Below are 18,556 nucleotides of genomic sequence, written 5' to 3' on the forward strand. Positions count from 1 at the left end.
TCACGATTCCGCATGGCGCAAACGGCGCCACTGACGTTGGGTGGCCCGACTCAGACGGTCGAACCAGAGATAGACTACCGGCGTGGTAAACAGAGTCAGCAGCTGGCTCAGCGCCAGGCCACCGGCGATCGCTATACCGAGCGGACTGCGCAGATCGGCGTCACCGCCGCTGCCGAGCGCCAGCGGCAGCGCGCCGAAGAAGGCCGCCAGCGTTGTCATCATGATGGGACGGAAGCGCATCAGGCACGCCTGAACAATCGCCTGCTGCGGCGAGAGGCCAAGGCGGCGTTCGGCGTCGAGCGCAAAGTCGATCATCATAATGGCGTTTTTCTTCACTATGCCGATCAGCAGAATAATGCCGATCAGCGCGATTACCGTCAGCTGGGTGTTGGTGAGCAGCAACAGCAGCAGCGCGCCGACGCCCGCCGACGGCAGCGTAGAGAGAATGGTCAGCGGATGCACATAGCTCTCGTAGAGCACGCCCAGCACGATATAGACCGCCGCCAGCGCCGCCAGGATCAGCCAGGGCATGGTCGCCGTCAGCTGGGCAAAGGCGGCGGCGGTACCGGCAAAACCAGCCTGAATGGTTGAAGGCAAACCGAGCCTCGCCATCGCCTGCTTAATGAGCACCTGCGCCTGCTCCAGCGAAACGCCGTCGTTGAGGTTAAAGGCGATAGTGCTGGTGGCCGACTGTCCCTGATGCGCCACCGACAGCGGCGCGTTGCCGGTAGTCAGGCTGGCGAAGGCGGAAAGCGGCACCCGATCGCCGCTGTCGTTAATTACGTAAAGTTCCTGCAGAATCGCCGGATCGCGCGTGTAGCTGCTGTTGAGCGACATCACGACGTGATACTGGTTAAGCGTGTGGTAAAGCGTGGCGACCTGGCGCTGGCTGAAGGCGTTATTCAGCATGGTATCAAGCATCTTTACGTTCACGCCGAGGCGGGTGGCGCGATCGCGGTCGATATTAATTACGATCTCCTGCCCGCCGGTTTGCGAGTCGGAATCGACGCTGTTGAGCTGCGGGATCGCCGCCAGCGCCGCCTGCACTTTCGGCGTCCAGGTACGCAGCAGATCGAGGTCGTCCGCCTGCAGGCTGTACTGATAGCTGGCATTGGCGCTGCGGCCGCCGATATGCAGATCCTGCGCCGCCATCAGAAACATCTGCGCGCCAGCGATATGGCTGGTTTTCATACTCAGCCGGTTGGCCACTTCGGTGGCGGTGGCGTCGCGCTGGTCTAAGTCTTTAAGCCGCACAAAGAAGTTGGCGCTGTTGCGCGAGCCGAACATACCGCTGCCCATCGAGGACATCACGCTCTCTACCGCCGGGTCGGACTGGATAATGCGAGTAAACATCAGCATTTTCGGCTTCATCGCCTGAAACGAGATATTCTGGTCGGCGCGCAGCGCCCCCATCAGCAGGCCGGTATCCTGATTGGGAAAGAAGCCCTTCTGCACCACGCTGTAGAGAAACAGATTAAAGAGAACGGTAAGCAGCAGGCTGAATATTGTCAGCTTCTGGTGGCGCATCACCCAGTTAAGCCCGCGCGCATAGGCCGCCAGCAGCGCGTTAAGCTGGTTTTCAATAAACTGATAAACCGGATGCGGCCGCCGGGTGACGCGCGGTTTGCGCTTCAGCAGCCGCGAGCAGAGCATTGGCGTCAGGCTGAGAGAGACGAACATCGAAATCAGCAGCGATACCGTGAGCGTAACGGCGAACTCGCGAAACAGGCGGCCCACGATGCTGCCCATCAGCAGAATGGGAATAAACACCGCCACCAGCGACACCGTCATCGACAGCACCGTAAAGCTTACTTCGCGCGCGCCGCGCACCGCCGCGCGTACCGGCCCCAGCCCCTCTTCAATGTGACGCGTAATATTTTCCAGCACCACGATGGCGTCATCCACCACAAAGCCGGTGGAGATGATCAGCGCCATCAGCGACAGGTTGTCGAGGCTATAGCCGAGCAGATACATCACCGCACAGGTGCCGATCAGCGATACCGGCAGCGCCAGCGCCGGGATGATCACCGCCTGCAGGTTGCGCAGAAAGATAAACACCACGGCGATCACCAGCAGCACCGCGATCAGCAGCGTCTCTTCGGTATCGTAGAGCGAGGCGCGCACGCCCGGCGACCGGTCAACGACCACTTTTAGCTGCGTATCGGCGGGCAGATTCTTCTCCAGCGCCGGCAGCTGCGCCTTAATCGCGTCGATGGTTTCGAGCATGTTGGCGCCCGCCTGGCGCGTAATGCCGATCATCACCGAAGGGGCGGCGTTGAGATAACCGGCCTGATACTGATCTTCTACCGAGTCATAGACGGTGGCGACGTCGTGCAGACGCACCGCCTTGCCGTCCTGATAGGTGACGATCAGATCGCGATACTGCGCCGCCTTGTCGAGCTGACCGTTGCTGTCCACCACCCACGACTGGCTGCTGCCCTGCAGCATCCCTTTCGGCAGGTTAGTGGTGCTGCTGGCGATGGCGCTGCGCACGCTATCGAGCGAAATGCCGTAGTGCGTCAGCTTCTGCGGCTGTAAATCGATCCGCACCGCAGGCAGTGCGCTGCCCATCAGCGACACCTCGCCGACGCCCTTCACCTGCCCCATCGCCTGCTCAATCTTGCTTTCGGCCAGATCGTACAGCTCGCCGGGCGTGCGCGTTTCAGAGGTGAGCGCCAGCATCACGATGGGCGCGTCGGAGGGATTGGCTTTGCGGTAGGTCGGCAGCGACTCCATGCTGCTCGGCAGCAGGCTGCGCGAGGCGTTGATAGCGGCCTGCACGTCGCGCGCCGCGCCGTTGATATCGCGGTCCAGCTCAAACTGCAAAATAATGCTGGAGGAACCCTGCGAGCTGCTGGAGGTCATTTCGGTAATGCCCGCGATTTGCCCCAGCGCGCGCTCCAGCGGCGTCGCGACCGTCGCCGCCATGGTTTCCGGGCTGGCACCGGCGAGGCTGGCGCTCACCATAATGGTGGGGAAATCGACCTGCGGCAGCGGCGCGACCGGCAGCAGCCGATAACCGAGCGCGCCGAGCAGCAGGATCGCCAGCGTCAGCAGCAGCGTCGCAACCGGGCGGAAGATAAACAGCCGCGTCAGGTTCATGACTCGCCTCGCGACTGCTGCTGGCGGCGTTTCACCCAGGCGTTACCGCGCTGCGCGATGGCGTCAAACCAGAGATAGATGACCGGCGTAGAGAAGAGCGTCAGCACCTGGCTGACGATCAGCCCGCCGACGATCACCAGCCCCAGCGGCTGGCGCAGCTCCGCCCCCGAACCCGACGCCAGCATCAGCGGCAGCGCGCCAAGCAGCGCCGCCATGGTAGTCATCAGAATCGGACGGAAGCGCAGCAGGCAGGCCTGATGGATCGCCTCGCGCGGGCTGAGGTGCTGCTTGTTCTCCGCCTCCAGCGCAAAGTCGATCATCATAATGGCGTTCTTTTTCACGATGCCGATCAGCAAAATCACGCCGATCAGGGCGATCAGGCTGAATTCGCTGCCCGCCAGCAGCAGCGTCAGCAGCGCGCCGACCGCCGCCGACGGCAGCGTCGAGAGAATAGTGACCGGATGGATAAAGCTCTCATAGAGAATGCCCAGCACCACGTACATGGTGAGCAGCGCGGCGAGGATCAGCCACAGCGTATTGCCGGTCGCGCTCTGGAAAGCGGAGGTTTCACCCTGATAGCGCAGCGTTATGCTCGACGGCAGCTGCAGCTGCCGCTCTACCTCGGCGATCGCCTTTTGCCCATCCTCCAGCGAATAGCCGCTGTTGAGGTTAAAAGAGATCATCACCGCCGGGAACTGGTTGAGCCGCATATGCATCAGCGAACCGGCGCGCTGGTGAATGGTGGCGACAGAGGTCAGCTTTACCATGCCCTTGCTGGCGTTGCTGCTGGCCGAGCCGGATGTCGTCGTCGAGGAGGTCGAAGTCGAAGCAGAGGTCGAGGTCGTCGCTGAGCTGGTGCTGGTGCTGGTCGACGGCTGGAGATAAACCTCCTCAAGGGAGGCTGGCGACTGCTGCCAGGCAGGCGCGACTTCCAGCACCACGCGATACTGGTTTGACTGCGTAAAGATGGTCGACACCAGACGCTGGCCGAAGGCGTTATAGAGCGCGGTATCAACGTCCGACGCGGTAATGCCGTAGCGCGCCGCTTTGTCGCGGTTCAGCTCCACCCAGGCGACGCGCCCCTGATCCTGCAAATTACTGACCACGCCGTTAAATTCCGGGCGTTTTTGCAGCGCCGCCACCAGCCGCGGCGACCAGGTGACCAGGTTTTCGCTATCGGGGTCGTCAAGGGTGAACTGATACTGACTTGGCGTGACCTGATCGTTGACCGTCAGATCCTGCGCGGGCTGCATATAGAGCTGAATGCCCGCCACCTGCGCCGCCGCCTGCTGAAGCTGCTTAATCACCACGTCAGCTTTGACGTCGCGCTCGCTGAACGGCTTCAGGTTAATCTGCAGCCGCCCGCTGTTAAGGCTGGTATTGCTGCCGTCGATGCCGATAGTGGATGAGACGCTCTCCACGGCTGGATTCGTCAGCACCGCTTTCGCCAGCGCCTGCTGACGCTTCGCCATTTCGCTAAAGGAAACGTCCTGTGACGCCAGCGTAATGCCCTGAATCAGTCCGGTATCCTGCGTCGGAAAGAAGCCTTTCGGCACCGCCAGATAGAGCAGCGCGGTAAGCGCGAAGGTCGCCAGCGCCACCAGCAGCGTCAGCTTCTGGTGGTTGAGCACGATGGTCAGCAGCCGGTCGTAGCCGCGGATCAGCCTGTCGAAGAGTTCGCCGCCCTTGCGTGCGAAGCGTGACTGCTTCTCCGGCGGGATATGGCGCAGCAGATAAGCGCACAGCATCGGGGTGAGCGTCAGCGACACCAGCATCGACACCAGAATGGAGACCGCCAGGGTAATGGCGAACTCGCGAAACAGCCGCCCGACCACGTCGCCCATAAACAGCAGCGGGATCAGCACCGCGATCAGCGAGAAGGTCAGTGAGATAATCGTGAAGCCGATCTGCTGCGACCCCTTCAGCGCCGCCTGCATCGGGGGTTCGCCCTCCTCCAGCCGCCGCGAGATATTCTCCACCACCACGATGGCGTCGTCGATAACAAAGCCGGTGGCGATGGTCAGCGCCATCAGCGAGAGGTTATTCAGGCTAAAGCCCGCCAGATACATCACGCCGAAGGTGCCCACCAGCGACAGCGGCACCGCGACGCTGGGGATCAGCGTCGCCGCCACGTTGCGCAGGAACAGAAAGGTCACCATCACCACCAGCGCGATCGACAGCATCAGTTCGAACTGCACGTCGCTGATCGAGGCGCGAATAGTCTGGGTACGGTCGGAAAGAATGGTCATCTTTACGCCATCCGGCAGCGCGGCCTGCAGGGTCGGCAGCGCCGCTTTGATGTTGTCCACTACCTGAATTACGTTGGCGCCCGGCTGGCGCTGCACGCTGATAACAATTGCCGGACTGCTGTTGGCCCAGGCTGACTGATAGCTGTTTTCCGCCCCCTGTTCGATATGGGCGATATCCTTCAGGCGCAGCGCCGCGCCGTTCTGATAAGTGAGGATCAGATTGCCATACTCGTCGGCGGTGCGTAGCTGGTCGTTGGCGTCGATGGTGACCGAGTGATATTTGCCATCGAATCCGCCTTTCGAGCCGTTGACGTTGCTGTTGCTAATCAACGTATTAACGTCCTCCAGCGTTAGCCCGTGTGCGGCGAGCGCCGTTGGGTTCATCTGGACGCGGATCGCTGGCTGATGGCCGCCCGCCAGCGTAACCATGCCGACGCCGGAGATTTGCGACAGCTTCAGCGCCACGCGGGTATTAACCAGATCCTGCACCTGCGTCAGCGGCAGGGTATCGGAGCTGGCCGCCAGGGTGATCACCGCGCTGTCCGCCGGATTGACCTTTTTATAGGTCGGCGGGTTGGGCAGGTCGCTCGGCAGCAGATTATCAGCGGCGTTAATCGCCGCCTGCACTTCCTGCTCTGCGACGTCGAGCGAGAGATCGAGGCCGAACTTCAGGGTAATGATGGACGATCCGCCGGAGCTGGTGGAGGTCATCTGGCTCAGCCCCGCCATCTGCCCCAGCTGGCGCTCCAGCGGCGAAGTGACCGACGACGCCATCACATCCGGGCTGGCGCCGGGATAGAGCGTGGTGACCTGAATCGTCGGGTAGTCCACCTGAGGCAGCGCCGAGGTAGAGAGAAACTTATAGGCGAAAATACCGGCGACCAGCACGCCGACCATCAGCAGAATGGTCGCCACCGGGCGCAGGATAAACAGGCGTGACGGATTCATTTTGCCTCGGCGGGTGCGGTCGGTTGCGTCTCATCCGCCAGCGTGACCTTGCTGCCGTTAGTCAGGCGATCGATGCCTTCGGTCACCAGGCGATCGCCAGGCTCGACCCCCTTGAGGATCGCCTGTTTGTCGTCGCCGAATGCCGGACCGGCAGAGACCGCCTTGCGCGTCACGGTGTTGTCTTTGTTGATAACGAAGACAAAGCTGCCGTCGCTGCTCAGCTGCAGCGCCTGCGACGGGATCACCGTCGCCCCTTTCAGGATACGCGTCTGCACGCGCAGGTTAACGAACTGGTTGGCGTAGAGCGCCTCATCCTCATTGGCGAAGGTGGCCTTCAGCGCCACGGTGCCGGTATCGGTGTCGATCTCGTTGCTGATAAATTTCACTTCGCCCTGCGCCAGCGCGCGGCTGTTGTCCTGATCAAAGGCGGTGGCCGGCAGCGCCTGCCCCTGGTGCAGCGCCTTAATCAGATCGGGGATATGGCTCTGCGGCACGCTGAAGGTCACGGCGGCAGGCTGCATCTGCGTGATAGTGACCAGGCCAGTGCTGCTGGAGCTTTGCACCATATTGCCCGGATCGACCAGCCGCAGCCCGACGCGGCCGCTGACCGGCGTGGTGATGCGCGCATATTCGATGCTCAGCTTCGCGCTGGCGATCTGCGCCTGATCGGCCGCCACCGCGCCGCGATACTGGCCGACCGTGGCGATTTGGGTGTCGAGATCCTGACGCGCCAGCGAATCCTGCGCGTAGAGCTTGCGGTAGCGCGCCAGCGTCAGCTCGGCGCTTTTCAGCAGCGCCTGGTTCTGGCTCAGCTCGGCCTGATACTGATTAAGCGTCGCCTGGAAGCTGCGCGGATCGATCTGCGCCAGCAGCTGCCCCGCCTCTACTTTTTGCCCTTCGGTGAAGTAAACCTTCTCCAGCTGACCGTCGACGCGGCTGGTCACCGTGACGCTGGCGTTAGGGATCACCGTACCCAGCGCGTTAAGGTAAACCGGCACGTCGGCAGTGGTCGCCACGCCGCTATGCACCAGCGTCGCGCCGCCGCCCATCATCGCCATTCCCGGCGGGCCGCCGCGTCCGCCGTGAGGGCCGCCAGGCGGCATTGCGCCCTGCCCTTTGCCAGACGGCAGCACCCGCCAGACGACGCCGGCAATAATCGCAATCAGCATTAACAACAGCAGCCACTTAAACCAGCGGGAGCGAGAAGAGCGGGACGCATTAGTCATTATCAAAGTCTTACAAAGAGTAAAAAGGAAAAATCCCCTTATTTCAGGGGATTATTTAAAGTCTAAAGCATAGCGCCGCGTATTATCCGCGAAAGCCCGTACGTTTTTCCATCGGGAAACTGTAATGGTTCCGTTAAGAAAGGTCAGGCTTTCCAGCCGCCGCCCAGCGCTTCATACAGCGTGATTTTCTGGTTTAGCTGGCCCAGACGCGCCGTTATCAACGCCTGCTGCGCGCTGTAAAGCGAGCGCTGCGCCACCAGCACATTCAGATAGTTGTCAATGCCTTGCTTATAGCGCAATTCAGAATAGTCGTAATCGCGCTGGTTCGCTGCGACCTCTTTTTCCAGGGCCGTTAGCTGATCCTGCCAGGTATCCTGACCGGCCAGCGCGTCATTCACCTCTTTAAATGCGGTCTGGATCGCCTTCTCATAGTTGGCGATTTCGATACGCTTCTCAATTTTGGCGATATCAAGATTGGCCTGATTCACGCCGCCGTCGAAGATCGGCAGGTTGATCGAGGGCACAAAGGACCAGGAAGCGGTTCCGCCCTCCAGCAGGTGCCCCAGAGAACTGCTGGCCGAACCGCCTGACGCCGTGAGCGAGATGCTGGGGAAAAAGGCGGCGCGCGCCGCACCGATATTGGCGTTGGCCGCCTTCAGCGTATGCTCGGCGGCGATAATATCGGGACGACGGGTCAGCAGATCCGACGGCAGACCCGCCGGGGTCGCCGGGAAGTCCCAGCGATTATTCAACGTGGCGTTTTTCAGCAGATCGGCGGGCAGCTCGGTGCCCGCCAGCAACCGCAGTGCGTCAACATCCTGGCGCACCTGACGCGTGTAGCTCGCCACGTCCGCCTCAGCGCTGCGAACCGTACTCTCCGCCTGCGCCACATCAACATCGCTGCTTACGCCGCCGCGATAGCTGAGCTGGGTTAATTCATAGGATTTCTGCTGGCTCTGGGCGGTCTGCTGCGCCAGATGCAGCAGATCGTTGTCGGAGCAGAGCGTCAGCCAGGCTGACGCCACCTGGGCAATCAGCGCAATACGCGTGGCGCGCTCGGTCGCCTCGGTGGAGAGATACTGCTCCTGCGCCTCGTCGCGCAGGCTGCGCAGACGGCCGAAGAAATCAAGCTCCCAGGAGGTGACGCCCAGCCCGGCGTTAAGCTCGTGATAGGTCACCGCACCGGAGCTTTTGGTGCTGTAGAGATTGGCGGGCTCGTGCGCCGAAGTCTGGCTGGCGGTGGCGCTGATCGACGGCAGCAGCGCGGCGCGGTTGACCTGCACCGTCGCGCGCGCCTGCTCAACGTTAAGCGCCGCGACGCGCAGGTCGCGGTTATTTTGCAGCGACAGCGCAATCAGCTGACGCATTTTTGCGTCGGTAAAGAAATTTTGCCACGGCAGATCGGCCACGTTGCCAGCGGGCGTCTGCTGGTCGTAGCGCGTCTCGACAGGCATGGCCGGGCGATGGTACTCCGGCTGTAGACTACAGCCCGCCAGCAGCAGAGCGAGCGGCAGCAACTTACAGCGAACATTAACGATCATGATTAACTTCCTCAGCGGCCGCGTTCTCTTTCTTACGTGAGAAGAACTGCGCCACGACTACGTAGAACATGGGAACAAAGAAGATGGCGAGGAAGGTTGCGGTGATCATTCCGCCCACTACCGCCGTACCGATAGAGTGCTGGCTGCCTGCGCCCGCGCCGTTCGAAATGGTCAGCGGCAGCACGCCAAGGATAAAGGCCATCGAGGTCATGATAATGGGGCGGATACGCAGCCGCGCCGCCTCTACCGCCGCCTCGACCAGACTCTTGCCGTCGCGCTCATGCAGCTCTTTGGCGAACTCGACGATCAATATCGCGTTTTTCGCTGCCAGCCCGACGGTAGTCAGCAGGCCGACCTGGAAGAAAACGTCGTTCTGCAGGCCGCGCAGCAGCACCGCGCAGATCGTGCCGAGAATGCCGAGCGGTACGGACAGGATCACCGAGAAGGGTATCGACCAGCTCTCATAGAGCGCCGCCAGGCAGAGGAAGACCACCAGGAGCGAGAGAACGTAGAGCTGGGTAGTCTGTGAGCCGGACGTCTGCTCCTCATAGGAGATGCCGTACCACTGCACGCGGAAGCCTTTCGGCAGTTTCGCCGCGATCTCCTCAACCGCCTGCATCGCCTCGCCGCTGCTGTAGCCCGGCGCGGGCGATCCCTGAATCTCCTCCGCCGTCATGCCGTTAAAGCGCTCGTAGTGCGGCGAGCCGCTGACCCATCTGCCGCTGCCGAAGGCGGAGAACGGCACCATGGTTCCGCTGCTGTTGCGGAAGTACCACTTATTGAGATCCTCCGGGGTGACGCGCGACGCCGCCTTGCCCATCAGGTAGACCTGCTTGACGCGGCCGTTATACATAAACTGGTCGATATAGCTGGAGCCCCAGGCCACCGACAGCGTGTTGTTGACGTCAGACATGCTGAGGCCGAGCGCGCTGGCGCGTTCGTCGTTGATCTCCAGCTGGTACATCGGCTCATCTTCCAGGCTGTTCATACGCACCTGCGTCAGACGCGGATCCTGGTTCGCCAGCTGCAGGAACTGGTGAGTGGCGTCCATCATCTGCTGGTGGCTGTGCCCGGCGGTATCCTGCAGGTAGAAGTCGAAGCCGGTGGCGTTGCCCAGCTCCATCACCGCAGGCGGCACCATGGCAAAGACCTTCGCGTTCGGGTAGCTGGCGAAATGCGCGCTGATGCGCGCCGCCAGCGCCTGGACGCTCTGGCTGCTTTGCTTGCGTTCGCTCCAGTCTTTGGTGCGCACAAAGACCATCCCGCTGTTCTGCCCGCGACCGGCGAAGCTAAAGCCGTTAACGCCGAACATACTGCTAAATACAGAGGCTTCGTTCTTTTGCAGATAGTCGTTGATATCGTTAAGCACCAGCTGGGTGCGCTGCGCTGAGGCGTTTACCGGCAGCGTGACCTGCAACATCAGCACACCCTGATCTTCTTCAGGCAGAAAAGTGGTCGGCACGCGGGTAAAGAGGAAGCCGGTGACGCCAACAATCGCCAGATAGACAACGATAAACAGACCGCGCCGCGAGATCACTGTGCTCACGCCGCGCGTGTAGTACAGCGTGCCGCTGTCGAAGTGACGGTTGAACCAGCCCGCAAGTCCGGTGGTTTTATGCTCCGCCGAGGCGCGTTTAAGGATAGTGGCGCAGAGCGCCGGGGTAAAAATCAGCGCCATCAGCACCGAAAGCGCCATCGCCGAGACGATAGTGATAGAGAACTGGCGGTAAATTACGCCGGTCGAGCCGGCGAAAAAAGCCATCGGCAGCAGCACCGCCGAGAGCACCAGCGCGATGCCGAACAGCGCACCCTGAATCTGCTCCATCGACTTGATGGTGGCAGTTTTCGGATCGACCTGCTCTTCATGCATCACACGTTCAACGTTCTCCACCACCACGATGGCGTCATCCACCAGCAGCCCTATCGCCAGCACCATGCCGAACATCGTCAGGGTGTTAATGCTGTAGCCGCAGGCGGCGAGAATGCCGAAGGTGCCTAGCAGCACCACCGGCACCACCATGGTAGTGATCAGCGTTGCGCGCAGGTTCTGCAGGAAGATCAGCATCACGAAGAACACCAGCACGATCGCTTCGATCAGCGTTTTCACCACCTCTTCGATCGAGGCGCTGACCACCGGCGAGGTGTCATAGGGATAGACCACCTCCACGTTGTCTGGCAGCGAATCTTTCAGCGAGGCAATAGTGGCGCGCACCGCTTTGGCGGTCTCCAGCTCGTTGGCGCCGGTAGCCAGACGCAGCGCGATCCCGGCGGAAGGCTTGCCGTTCATGATGGAGTCGATGGTATAGCTCTGCGGCCCCAGCGCCACGCTGGCGACATCTTTCAGGCGGATTTGCGAACCGTCGCTGTTGACCTTGAGCAGCACGTTTTCAAACTGGCTGACCGTCGTAAAGCGCGACTTGCCCAGAATGGTGGCGCTGGTTTTCGCGCCCGGAACGGTCGGCAGCCCGCCGAGCGAGCCGGAAGAGACCTGCACGTTCTGATTATTGATGGCGGTGGTGACGTCGCTCGGCATCAGGTTATATTTGTAGAGCTTCTCTGGATCGAGCCAGATGCGCATCGCATATTCCGCCCCCATCACCATAAAGTCGCCAACCCCTTTGGTACGGGAAATCGGATCCTCCAGCTTCGATACCAGTACATCCGCCAGATCGCCATTGCTCAGCTTGCCGTCTTTCGAGATCAGGCCAACGACCATCATGAAGTTTAACTGGTACTTACGGATACGGATGCCCTGCTGGGTGACGTCAGTGGGAAGCTGCGACTCAGAGAGCGAGACGCGGTTCTGCACCTGGACCTGGGCGATATCGGGGTCAACGCCCTGATTAAAGGTGGCGATAATCTGCGCGCTGCCGTCGCTGGCGCTGCTCGACTCGATATAGCGCAGGCCATCCAGCCCGTTAAGCTGCTGTTCAATAACCTGCACCACGGTGTTTTGCGTGGTTTCCGCACTGGCGCCCGGATAGGTAACAGAGATCGATACCGCCGGCGGCGAGATATTGGGATACTGATTAACCGGCAGGCTCAGCGTGGCGATAGCGCCGACCAGCATCACGATAATGGCCACAACCCAGGCGAAGATCGGACGCTCAATAAAAAATTTAGACATGACCTCTCCTTTACTGCGCTGACGGATCGGTCATCGACAGACTGACGCCGCCGGCAGCCGGCGTATCCTGGCTGGTCGCGGCCTGGGCTTTGACCTTGATGCCGCTGCGCACGCTCAGAAGGTTGTTAATGATGACCTGCTCGCCGCTCTTCAGGCCGCTGTTAACCAGCCAGCTGCCTTTCACCATCTCGCCGGTCGTAATGTTGCGCTGTTCAACGCTGCTGTCCGGTTTAACGACGTAGACATAGGGCTGCCCTTTGGTGTCATGCATGATCGCCTCCTGCGGCACCAGGATGCCCTGCTGCTGCACCCCCTGCGGGAAGACGGCGTGGACATACATGCCCGGCAGCAGCTCGTTATGCGGGTTCGGGAAAACGGCACGCAGCACGACAGTGCCGGTCGTCTCGCTGACGTTCACCTCGGAGAAAGCGAGCTTGCCTTCCAGTGGATAGGTGCTGCCATCTTCCAGCTGCAGCTTCACGGTGGCGGTGTTGTCATCTACCTTCTCCAGCCTGCCCTGCGCCATGGCGCGACGCAGGCTCAGCAGATCGGCGACCGATTCGCTGACGTCCACGTAGATCGGATCAAGCTGCTGAATAGTGGCGAGATAGTCGGTCTGCCCGTTGGTAACCAGCGCGCCGGCGGTGACCAGCGAGCGGCTGATATGACCGGAGATCGGCGCTTTCACCAGCGTGTAGTCCAGATTGACTCTGGCGGTCTCGAGATCCGCTTTGGCGGAACGCTCAGCGGCGACCGCATCGTCATAGGTCTGCTGGCTGATGGCGTGTGCCGCTGCCAGCGGCTGATAGCGCTTCGTTACCATTGCGTCGTTCTGCCAGGTCGCCAGCGCTTTGTCATAGGCTGCTTTATAGGTTGCCGGATCGATCTGGTAGAGCGGCTGCCCGGCTTTTACTTCGCCGCCTTCGGTAAACAGCAGCTTCTGTATCACGCCGCTTACCTGAGGGCGCACCTCGGCGGTTTTGACCGCATTGGTGCGGCCGGGCAGCTGTTTCATTAAGGTGACGGGCTGGCTTTTAACCGTTGTTACGCCTACTTGCGGGATGCTGGAGGCAGCAGGCTGGCCTCCTCCCTGATCGCAGGCCACCAGTAAAAACACCACGCTGGCAGAAAGGAATTTCAGACGCATAGTTCTTCTCATTACAGGAAAAAGTAACGAGAGTGATTACTCTCGTAGGGAAGCCTATTGTAGAGAAGCGCTGATGCAGGAATCTGTTAAGGTTGCGTAAAATATATTTTCTGGACGAAAATTCCGCGCTTTTGTGCCGCGATCCCGCACGTTTCGTTCAAGACAGAAGCGGCTTAACCCCGAGGTTCAATGCCGCGACGGCGCAGCTCGCGGCGCGCCAGTTCTTTAAGCCAGCAGCCGAGCGTCACATTTTCAGCATCGGTCAGTTCACGCAGCTGCTGATGCAGCTGATAAGGGATACGTAGTTGAAACGCAGCGGATCTTCCTTCGCCGCGCGGCGTTCGATCTTTGGTTTTCGGCATAGGTTTTTCCCTGAGCGACAGAGCGCCTTTTGCGGCGCTACCCACGCCGCAAAAGGCTAACGCCCCGTTATGGAATGCAGGATAACGGTTCGTTGCAGTTACCCTATCGCACCGGCTTTTTTTTTGTTCGCGTCAAAGCGTTAAGGGCGGGTTAAGAGATGTGTGCAGATTGCGGCGGGTTAACAAAAGACAAAAAAAACCCACGCATCCGCGTGGGTTGGTGCAATAAACAGGGTGGATTATCCTTGCGGATATCGCTGCCTGGGCAGCGCGTCTTCGCACCTATCAATACCTCTGGGACTGCTATCCTCGCACTCTGCGGCGGGACAAAACAGCGCGAAAACGCAACGATATTCGGGGAAATGAAACCAGGTATGAATAAGTTCCACTTCCGGTTACACCCTGATTTTATTAAGATTTATCTGAAGGCTTACTGTAAATCGCATCCGGCGCGATATTCATATGCTTCAGCACTGGGCCCATGATATTGCCGAAAATAGGCGCGGCGACCGAGCCGCCGAAGTGATCCCCGGCGGTGGGATGGTTAATCATTACCACCAGCGCCACTTCCGGATGACTGGCGGGCGCAATGCCGGCGGTATAGTTGATATAGCCGCCATCATATTTGCCGCTGTCGCCCATCTTCTCCGCCGTACCGGTTTTCGTCGCCAGCCGGTAGCCAGGCACCGCCGCTTTGATCCCCGTACCGCCTGGCAGCACGTCGCTCTCCAGCATATGCACTACCTCTTTTACCGTTTCCGGATTCGCTACCTGCCTGCCAAGCACCGGCGGCGTCACGCGGGTAATCGACAGCGGACGGTAAACGCCGAAAGAACCCAGCGTGGCGTATTCCCGCGCGATCTGCAGCGGCGTTACGCGCAGGCCATAGCCGAAGGAGAAGGTCGCGCGCTCGATATCCGCCCAGCGCTGACGGTGCGCCGGAAAGTAGCCGACGCTCTCGCCGGTCAGCCCCAGGCCGGTCGGTTTGCCCAGGCCAAACGCCTGATAGGTATTGACCAGCGCCTCGGCGGGCATCGCCAGCGCGATATGGGACACGCCGATATCGCTCGATTTCTGCAAAATGCCGGTCATGGTCAGGCGCGGCCAGTGGCCGACGTCGCGGATCAGGTGGCCGTTTACCCGATACGGCGTGGTGTCGATTACCGAATCGGGGCGCACCAGATGACGCTCCAGACCTTCCATCACAACCAGCGGCTTCACCGTTGAGCCGGGTTCATAGCTGTCGTTGATCGCCGCGTTGCGCATCTGCGCCGGGGTGGCGCCGTCGTAGTTGTTCGGGTTGAACGACGGGTAAGAGGCCATGCCAAGAATTTCGCCGGTATCGATCTTTATCAGCACCGCCGCGCCGGAATCCGCTTTATTCAGCAGCACGCCATCACGCAGCTTGCTGTAGAGGGTGTACTGATCGAACTTATCGATGCTGAGCTGCACCGTCGGCGGCTGCGTCGGCGGCGTATAGCTCAGCATTGAGATAATATTGCCGGCGGCGTCCTGACGGTACACCTCTTTGCCCGGCACGCCCTGCAGCAATTTGTCATAGCCTTTTTCCAGCCCGTTCAGGCCAGAGTTGTCTGCGCCAACGATGCCAATAAGCGGCGCGGCCGCCTCGCTCATCGGGTAGAAGCGGCTGTCGTCATAGACTTCGCTGATGCCCTTCAGATGCAGTTCGGCAATATCTTTAGCGATGCCAAGCTCGATTTTACGGCCCAGATAGAGAAAGCGGCGTTTCGGGTTGGCGGTGATCTGCGCGGCGATCTGCTCTGGCCGCATATTCAGCGCCGAGGCCAGATAGGCCCATTTGGCGCTAAGGAAGTCGGGGTTCGCCTCCAGCACGCGCATTGGATCGGCGATAACGTCGCGCGACGGCACCGAAAGCGCCAGCGCTTCGCCGTTGCGATCCAGCAGAGTGCCGCGGTTGGTCGGCAGCGTGACGGTGCGCAAGGAGCGCTGGTCCGCCTCGTGCTCCAGCATCGGCTGGTTAAGAAACTGCAGATCGGCGATGCGCGCCAGCAGTACCACCATGCAGGTCAGCACGCCAAGGCAGATCAGGCGAAAGCGAAACGGGTTAAAAGGGGCTTTGATCTGGTCTTTTCCCAGTAGTTTTTTTATCCGGGGCATGGCAATCCGCTGCAAAGAAAAAGTAAAAAATATCTACGCGAGCAGTTATAAAGAAAGCGTTACGTTGTTAACAGGAAAACTGTGTATCAGTTCGTAATCGGCGCGCCAGGCAAAAAAAAACCTGCGCATCTGCGCAGGTCGGTGTAATCAAGAAAATCTATTGATGTTCACCCATCAATACCTCTGGGACCCTGACTGTAGCAAGGCCGCGAGACGGGCTGCCATCACTCAAACGCAACAGTGTCCGGCAAAATGTAACCAGCCATGTGTTTGTTAAGCAATTTTGCAAACCGCATGTTTTTTGATGTCCACCAGGCAACTCATGGCGTTCGGCCCCTGCGTCAGCGACGAGGTGCCGATATCGAGCGTCAGCACATTGGGGTTGCCCGCGCGGTCGAACGGCTGCCACTCTGCGCCAAAACCGGGATCGAACCAGGCGCCGGTGGCGACGATGACCACGCCCGCCGTCAGCCCGTCGGTCAGGCGCACGCCCGCCAGCATCGCGCCGCGCGCGTTGCGCACTTCAATCACCTCGCCGTCCGCAATGTCGCGCGCCGCCGCGTCCTGCGGATGCATATAAAGGGTTTCATGTCCGGCGGTTTTATTGCCCTGCACCGTCGGCGTGGCGTCAAGCTGACTGTGCAGCCGATCCGACGGCTGGATAGAGATCATATGCAGCGGGAACTGTTCGCTCAGCGCCGCGCCCAGCCACTCCTGCGGCTCGCGCCATTCGGGATGACCAGCGAAATCCGCCAGCTTATAGTCGGCGATGGTCTGGCTGAACAGCTCAATCTTGCCGCTGGCGGTCTTGATCGGATGACGCTCAGGATCGGCGCGGAAATCCTCCATAAAGATATAGGGCTTGCCCCCTTCCGGGATCTCGACAAAACCGCGCGACCAGAACTCCGCAAACTCCGGGAAATCGATCCCTTTGCGCGCATGCGCCACCGCGCACTGCTGGTAGAGATACTCAATCCACTGGCGTTCATCGCGCCCCTCGGTAAACGCCTCGCGGTAGCCGAGACGCTCGGCCAGATCGGCGAAAATATCAAAGTCGTTACGCGCCTGATGCTGCGGCCTGATCGCCTGGTGCATCGCCAGCACAAAGCGGTCGCGCGACGAGCCGCCAATATCGTTGCGCTCCAGCGTGGTAGTCGCGGGCAGCACGATATCCGCCATCTGCGCCGCTGGCGTCCAGACGATATCCTGCACTACCACGGTATCGGGCTTCTGCCAGCCCTCGACCAGCCGGTTAAGCTGCTGATGATGATGGAAGGGATTGCCGCCCGCCCAGTGCACCAGATGAATGTCGGGATAGGTCAGCGTTTCCCCCTGAAAGGTATAGGGCTGACCGGGATTGAGCAGCATATCGCTGATGCGCGCCACCGGAATCGACAGGCCCGAAGGATTGGGGCCGGTGGCCATCAGCGGCGCGGGGCCGTCCTGACGCGGGTTGCCGACGCTGTTCATCGAACCGTGGCCGAAGGAGAAACCGGCGCCCGGCAGGCCAGGCTGGCCGAGCATGGACGACAGCGCAATCATCATCCAGTAAGGCTGCTCGCCGCGATGGGCGCGCTGAACCGAGTAAGAACAGGTAATAAAGCTGCGCTTGCCGATCAGCTGTTCGGCCAGTCGCACAATGCGCTCCGGCGGAATGCCGGTGATGCGGCTCGCCCAGCCGGCGGTTTTGGCGATGCCGTCGCTTTCGCCCAGCAGATAGGCGCGCAGCTGCGGCCAGCCGGTGCAGTGGCTGGCGAGAAACGCCTCATCCACCGCGTTGCGCTGGGCGATCTCATAACCCAGCGCCAGCATCAGCGCCACGTCGGTATTGGGGCGAATCGGGATCCAGTCGGCGTTGACGAACGCCGGACAGTCGTCGCGCATCGGGCTGATATTAATAACCGGCGTGCCTTTGGCCGCCAGCTGTTCCAGCGCCGGTTTCAGGCTGTGCTGGCCCGCGCCGCCCGACGCCACCTGGGCGTTTTTCAGCGCCAGCCCGCCGAAGGCGACGAAGATTTCCGCGTGCTCTACCACCTGCGGCCAGTCAGTAACGCGCCCGGTCAGCGGCATATAGGTGCCAATCACATAGGGCAGGAAAAACTGCGCCGCTCCCCAGCTGTAATTGCCTTGCTGATCGACGCCGCCACCGCCCTGAAAATAGAAGCGACGGATCAGGGAGCGCGCATGGTTGACGCGGCCCGCCGACGACCAGCCGTAAGAGCCGTTGAAAATGCCTGAGGCGCCGTAGCGTTCGCGGATGCGGCGATTTTCCTCCGCCACCAGATCCAGCGCGGTCTCCCAGTCAACGGCGACGAAGTCTTCCCGTCCGCGCAGCGTGCGGTCGCTTTTTTCGCGCGCTTTCAGCCAGGAGCGGCGCACCATCGGCTGGCGAATACGTTTGTCGGAGTAGACCAGTTCAGGAATGGTGTTCAGCATCGGCGACGGATCGGCGTCGGCGAAGAACGGCTCGCAGCCGATCAGGCGATCGTTTTCAGTTACGGCGGAGAATGCGCCCCAGTGCGCCAGATGCGGCACTCGCTTTTTCATGGTTTCTTTTACGGCAGGTAAGGGAAAAACGCAGGATACCACGCGACCCTGCGCCGGGTTAAGCCTGGAATTTTGCCCCTTTTTGCGACGGCGCAGACATTCTACCGGCTTGATGTAGGCCGCCTTTTCCGTAACACTGCTGCCATGTGTAAACGTTTTCCCTAAAGC

The 18,556-nt window shown here is 60.6% G+C and carries 9 protein-coding genes; all 9 read right to left on the reverse strand.

What is annotated here, in order from left to right; translation table 11 throughout:
• A complete protein-coding gene (locus B3797_RS03840) occupies positions 1-3,102 on the reverse strand; it encodes an efflux RND transporter permease subunit (RefSeq protein WP_311790436.1) in 3,102 nt (1,033 codons plus the stop codon).
• Positions 3,099-6,299: an efflux RND transporter permease subunit gene (locus B3797_RS03845; protein ID WP_311790437.1), complete on the reverse strand. Its 3,201-nt coding sequence runs from the start codon at positions 6,297-6,299 to the stop codon at positions 3,099-3,101. Before B3797_RS03845 ends, B3797_RS03840 begins: the two co-directional genes overlap by 4 nt.
• Entirely contained in the window at positions 6,296-7,525 is a 1,230-nt protein-coding gene (locus tag B3797_RS03850; RefSeq protein ID WP_311790438.1) for an efflux RND transporter periplasmic adaptor subunit, read from the reverse strand. The genes B3797_RS03845 and B3797_RS03850 overlap by 4 nt, the downstream gene beginning before the upstream one ends.
• A 143-nt stretch (positions 7,526-7,668) precedes the next feature.
• A complete protein-coding gene (locus B3797_RS03855) occupies positions 7,669-9,066 on the reverse strand; it encodes an efflux transporter outer membrane subunit (RefSeq protein WP_311783910.1) in 1,398 nt (465 codons plus the stop codon).
• Positions 9,056-12,193, reverse strand: a complete 3,138-nt coding sequence (locus tag B3797_RS03860) for an efflux RND transporter permease subunit (protein ID WP_311783909.1) — start codon at positions 12,191-12,193, stop codon at positions 9,056-9,058. The genes B3797_RS03855 and B3797_RS03860 overlap by 11 nt, the downstream gene beginning before the upstream one ends.
• Before the next feature lie 10 nt (positions 12,194-12,203).
• Entirely contained in the window at positions 12,204-13,340 is a 1,137-nt protein-coding gene (locus B3797_RS03865) for an efflux RND transporter periplasmic adaptor subunit (protein WP_311790439.1), read from the reverse strand.
• 173 nt (positions 13,341-13,513) lie between these two features.
• Positions 13,514-13,702 carry a toxin-antitoxin system HicB family antitoxin gene (locus B3797_RS03870; RefSeq protein WP_311783907.1) on the reverse strand — a complete coding sequence of 63 codons (189 nt, stop codon included), beginning with the start codon at positions 13,700-13,702 and terminating at the stop codon, positions 13,514-13,516.
• Between the two features lie 411 nt (positions 13,703-14,113).
• Complete coding sequence (locus B3797_RS03875; RefSeq protein WP_311790440.1) at positions 14,114-15,841, reverse strand: penicillin-binding transpeptidase domain-containing protein; 1,728 nt, start codon at positions 15,839-15,841, stop codon at positions 14,114-14,116.
• A gap of 273 nt (positions 15,842-16,114) precedes the next feature.
• A complete protein-coding gene (locus tag B3797_RS03880) occupies positions 16,115-18,388 on the reverse strand; it encodes a molybdopterin guanine dinucleotide-containing S/N-oxide reductase (RefSeq protein ID WP_311790441.1) in 2,274 nt (757 codons plus the stop codon).
• Positions 18,389-18,556: the final 168 nt, after the last annotated feature.

Origin of the sequence: Pantoea sp. UBA5923 (assembly GCF_002431095.1) — a bacterium.
GTDB classification, from domain to species: Bacteria; Pseudomonadota; Gammaproteobacteria; order Enterobacterales; family Enterobacteriaceae; genus Pantoea; species Pantoea piersonii.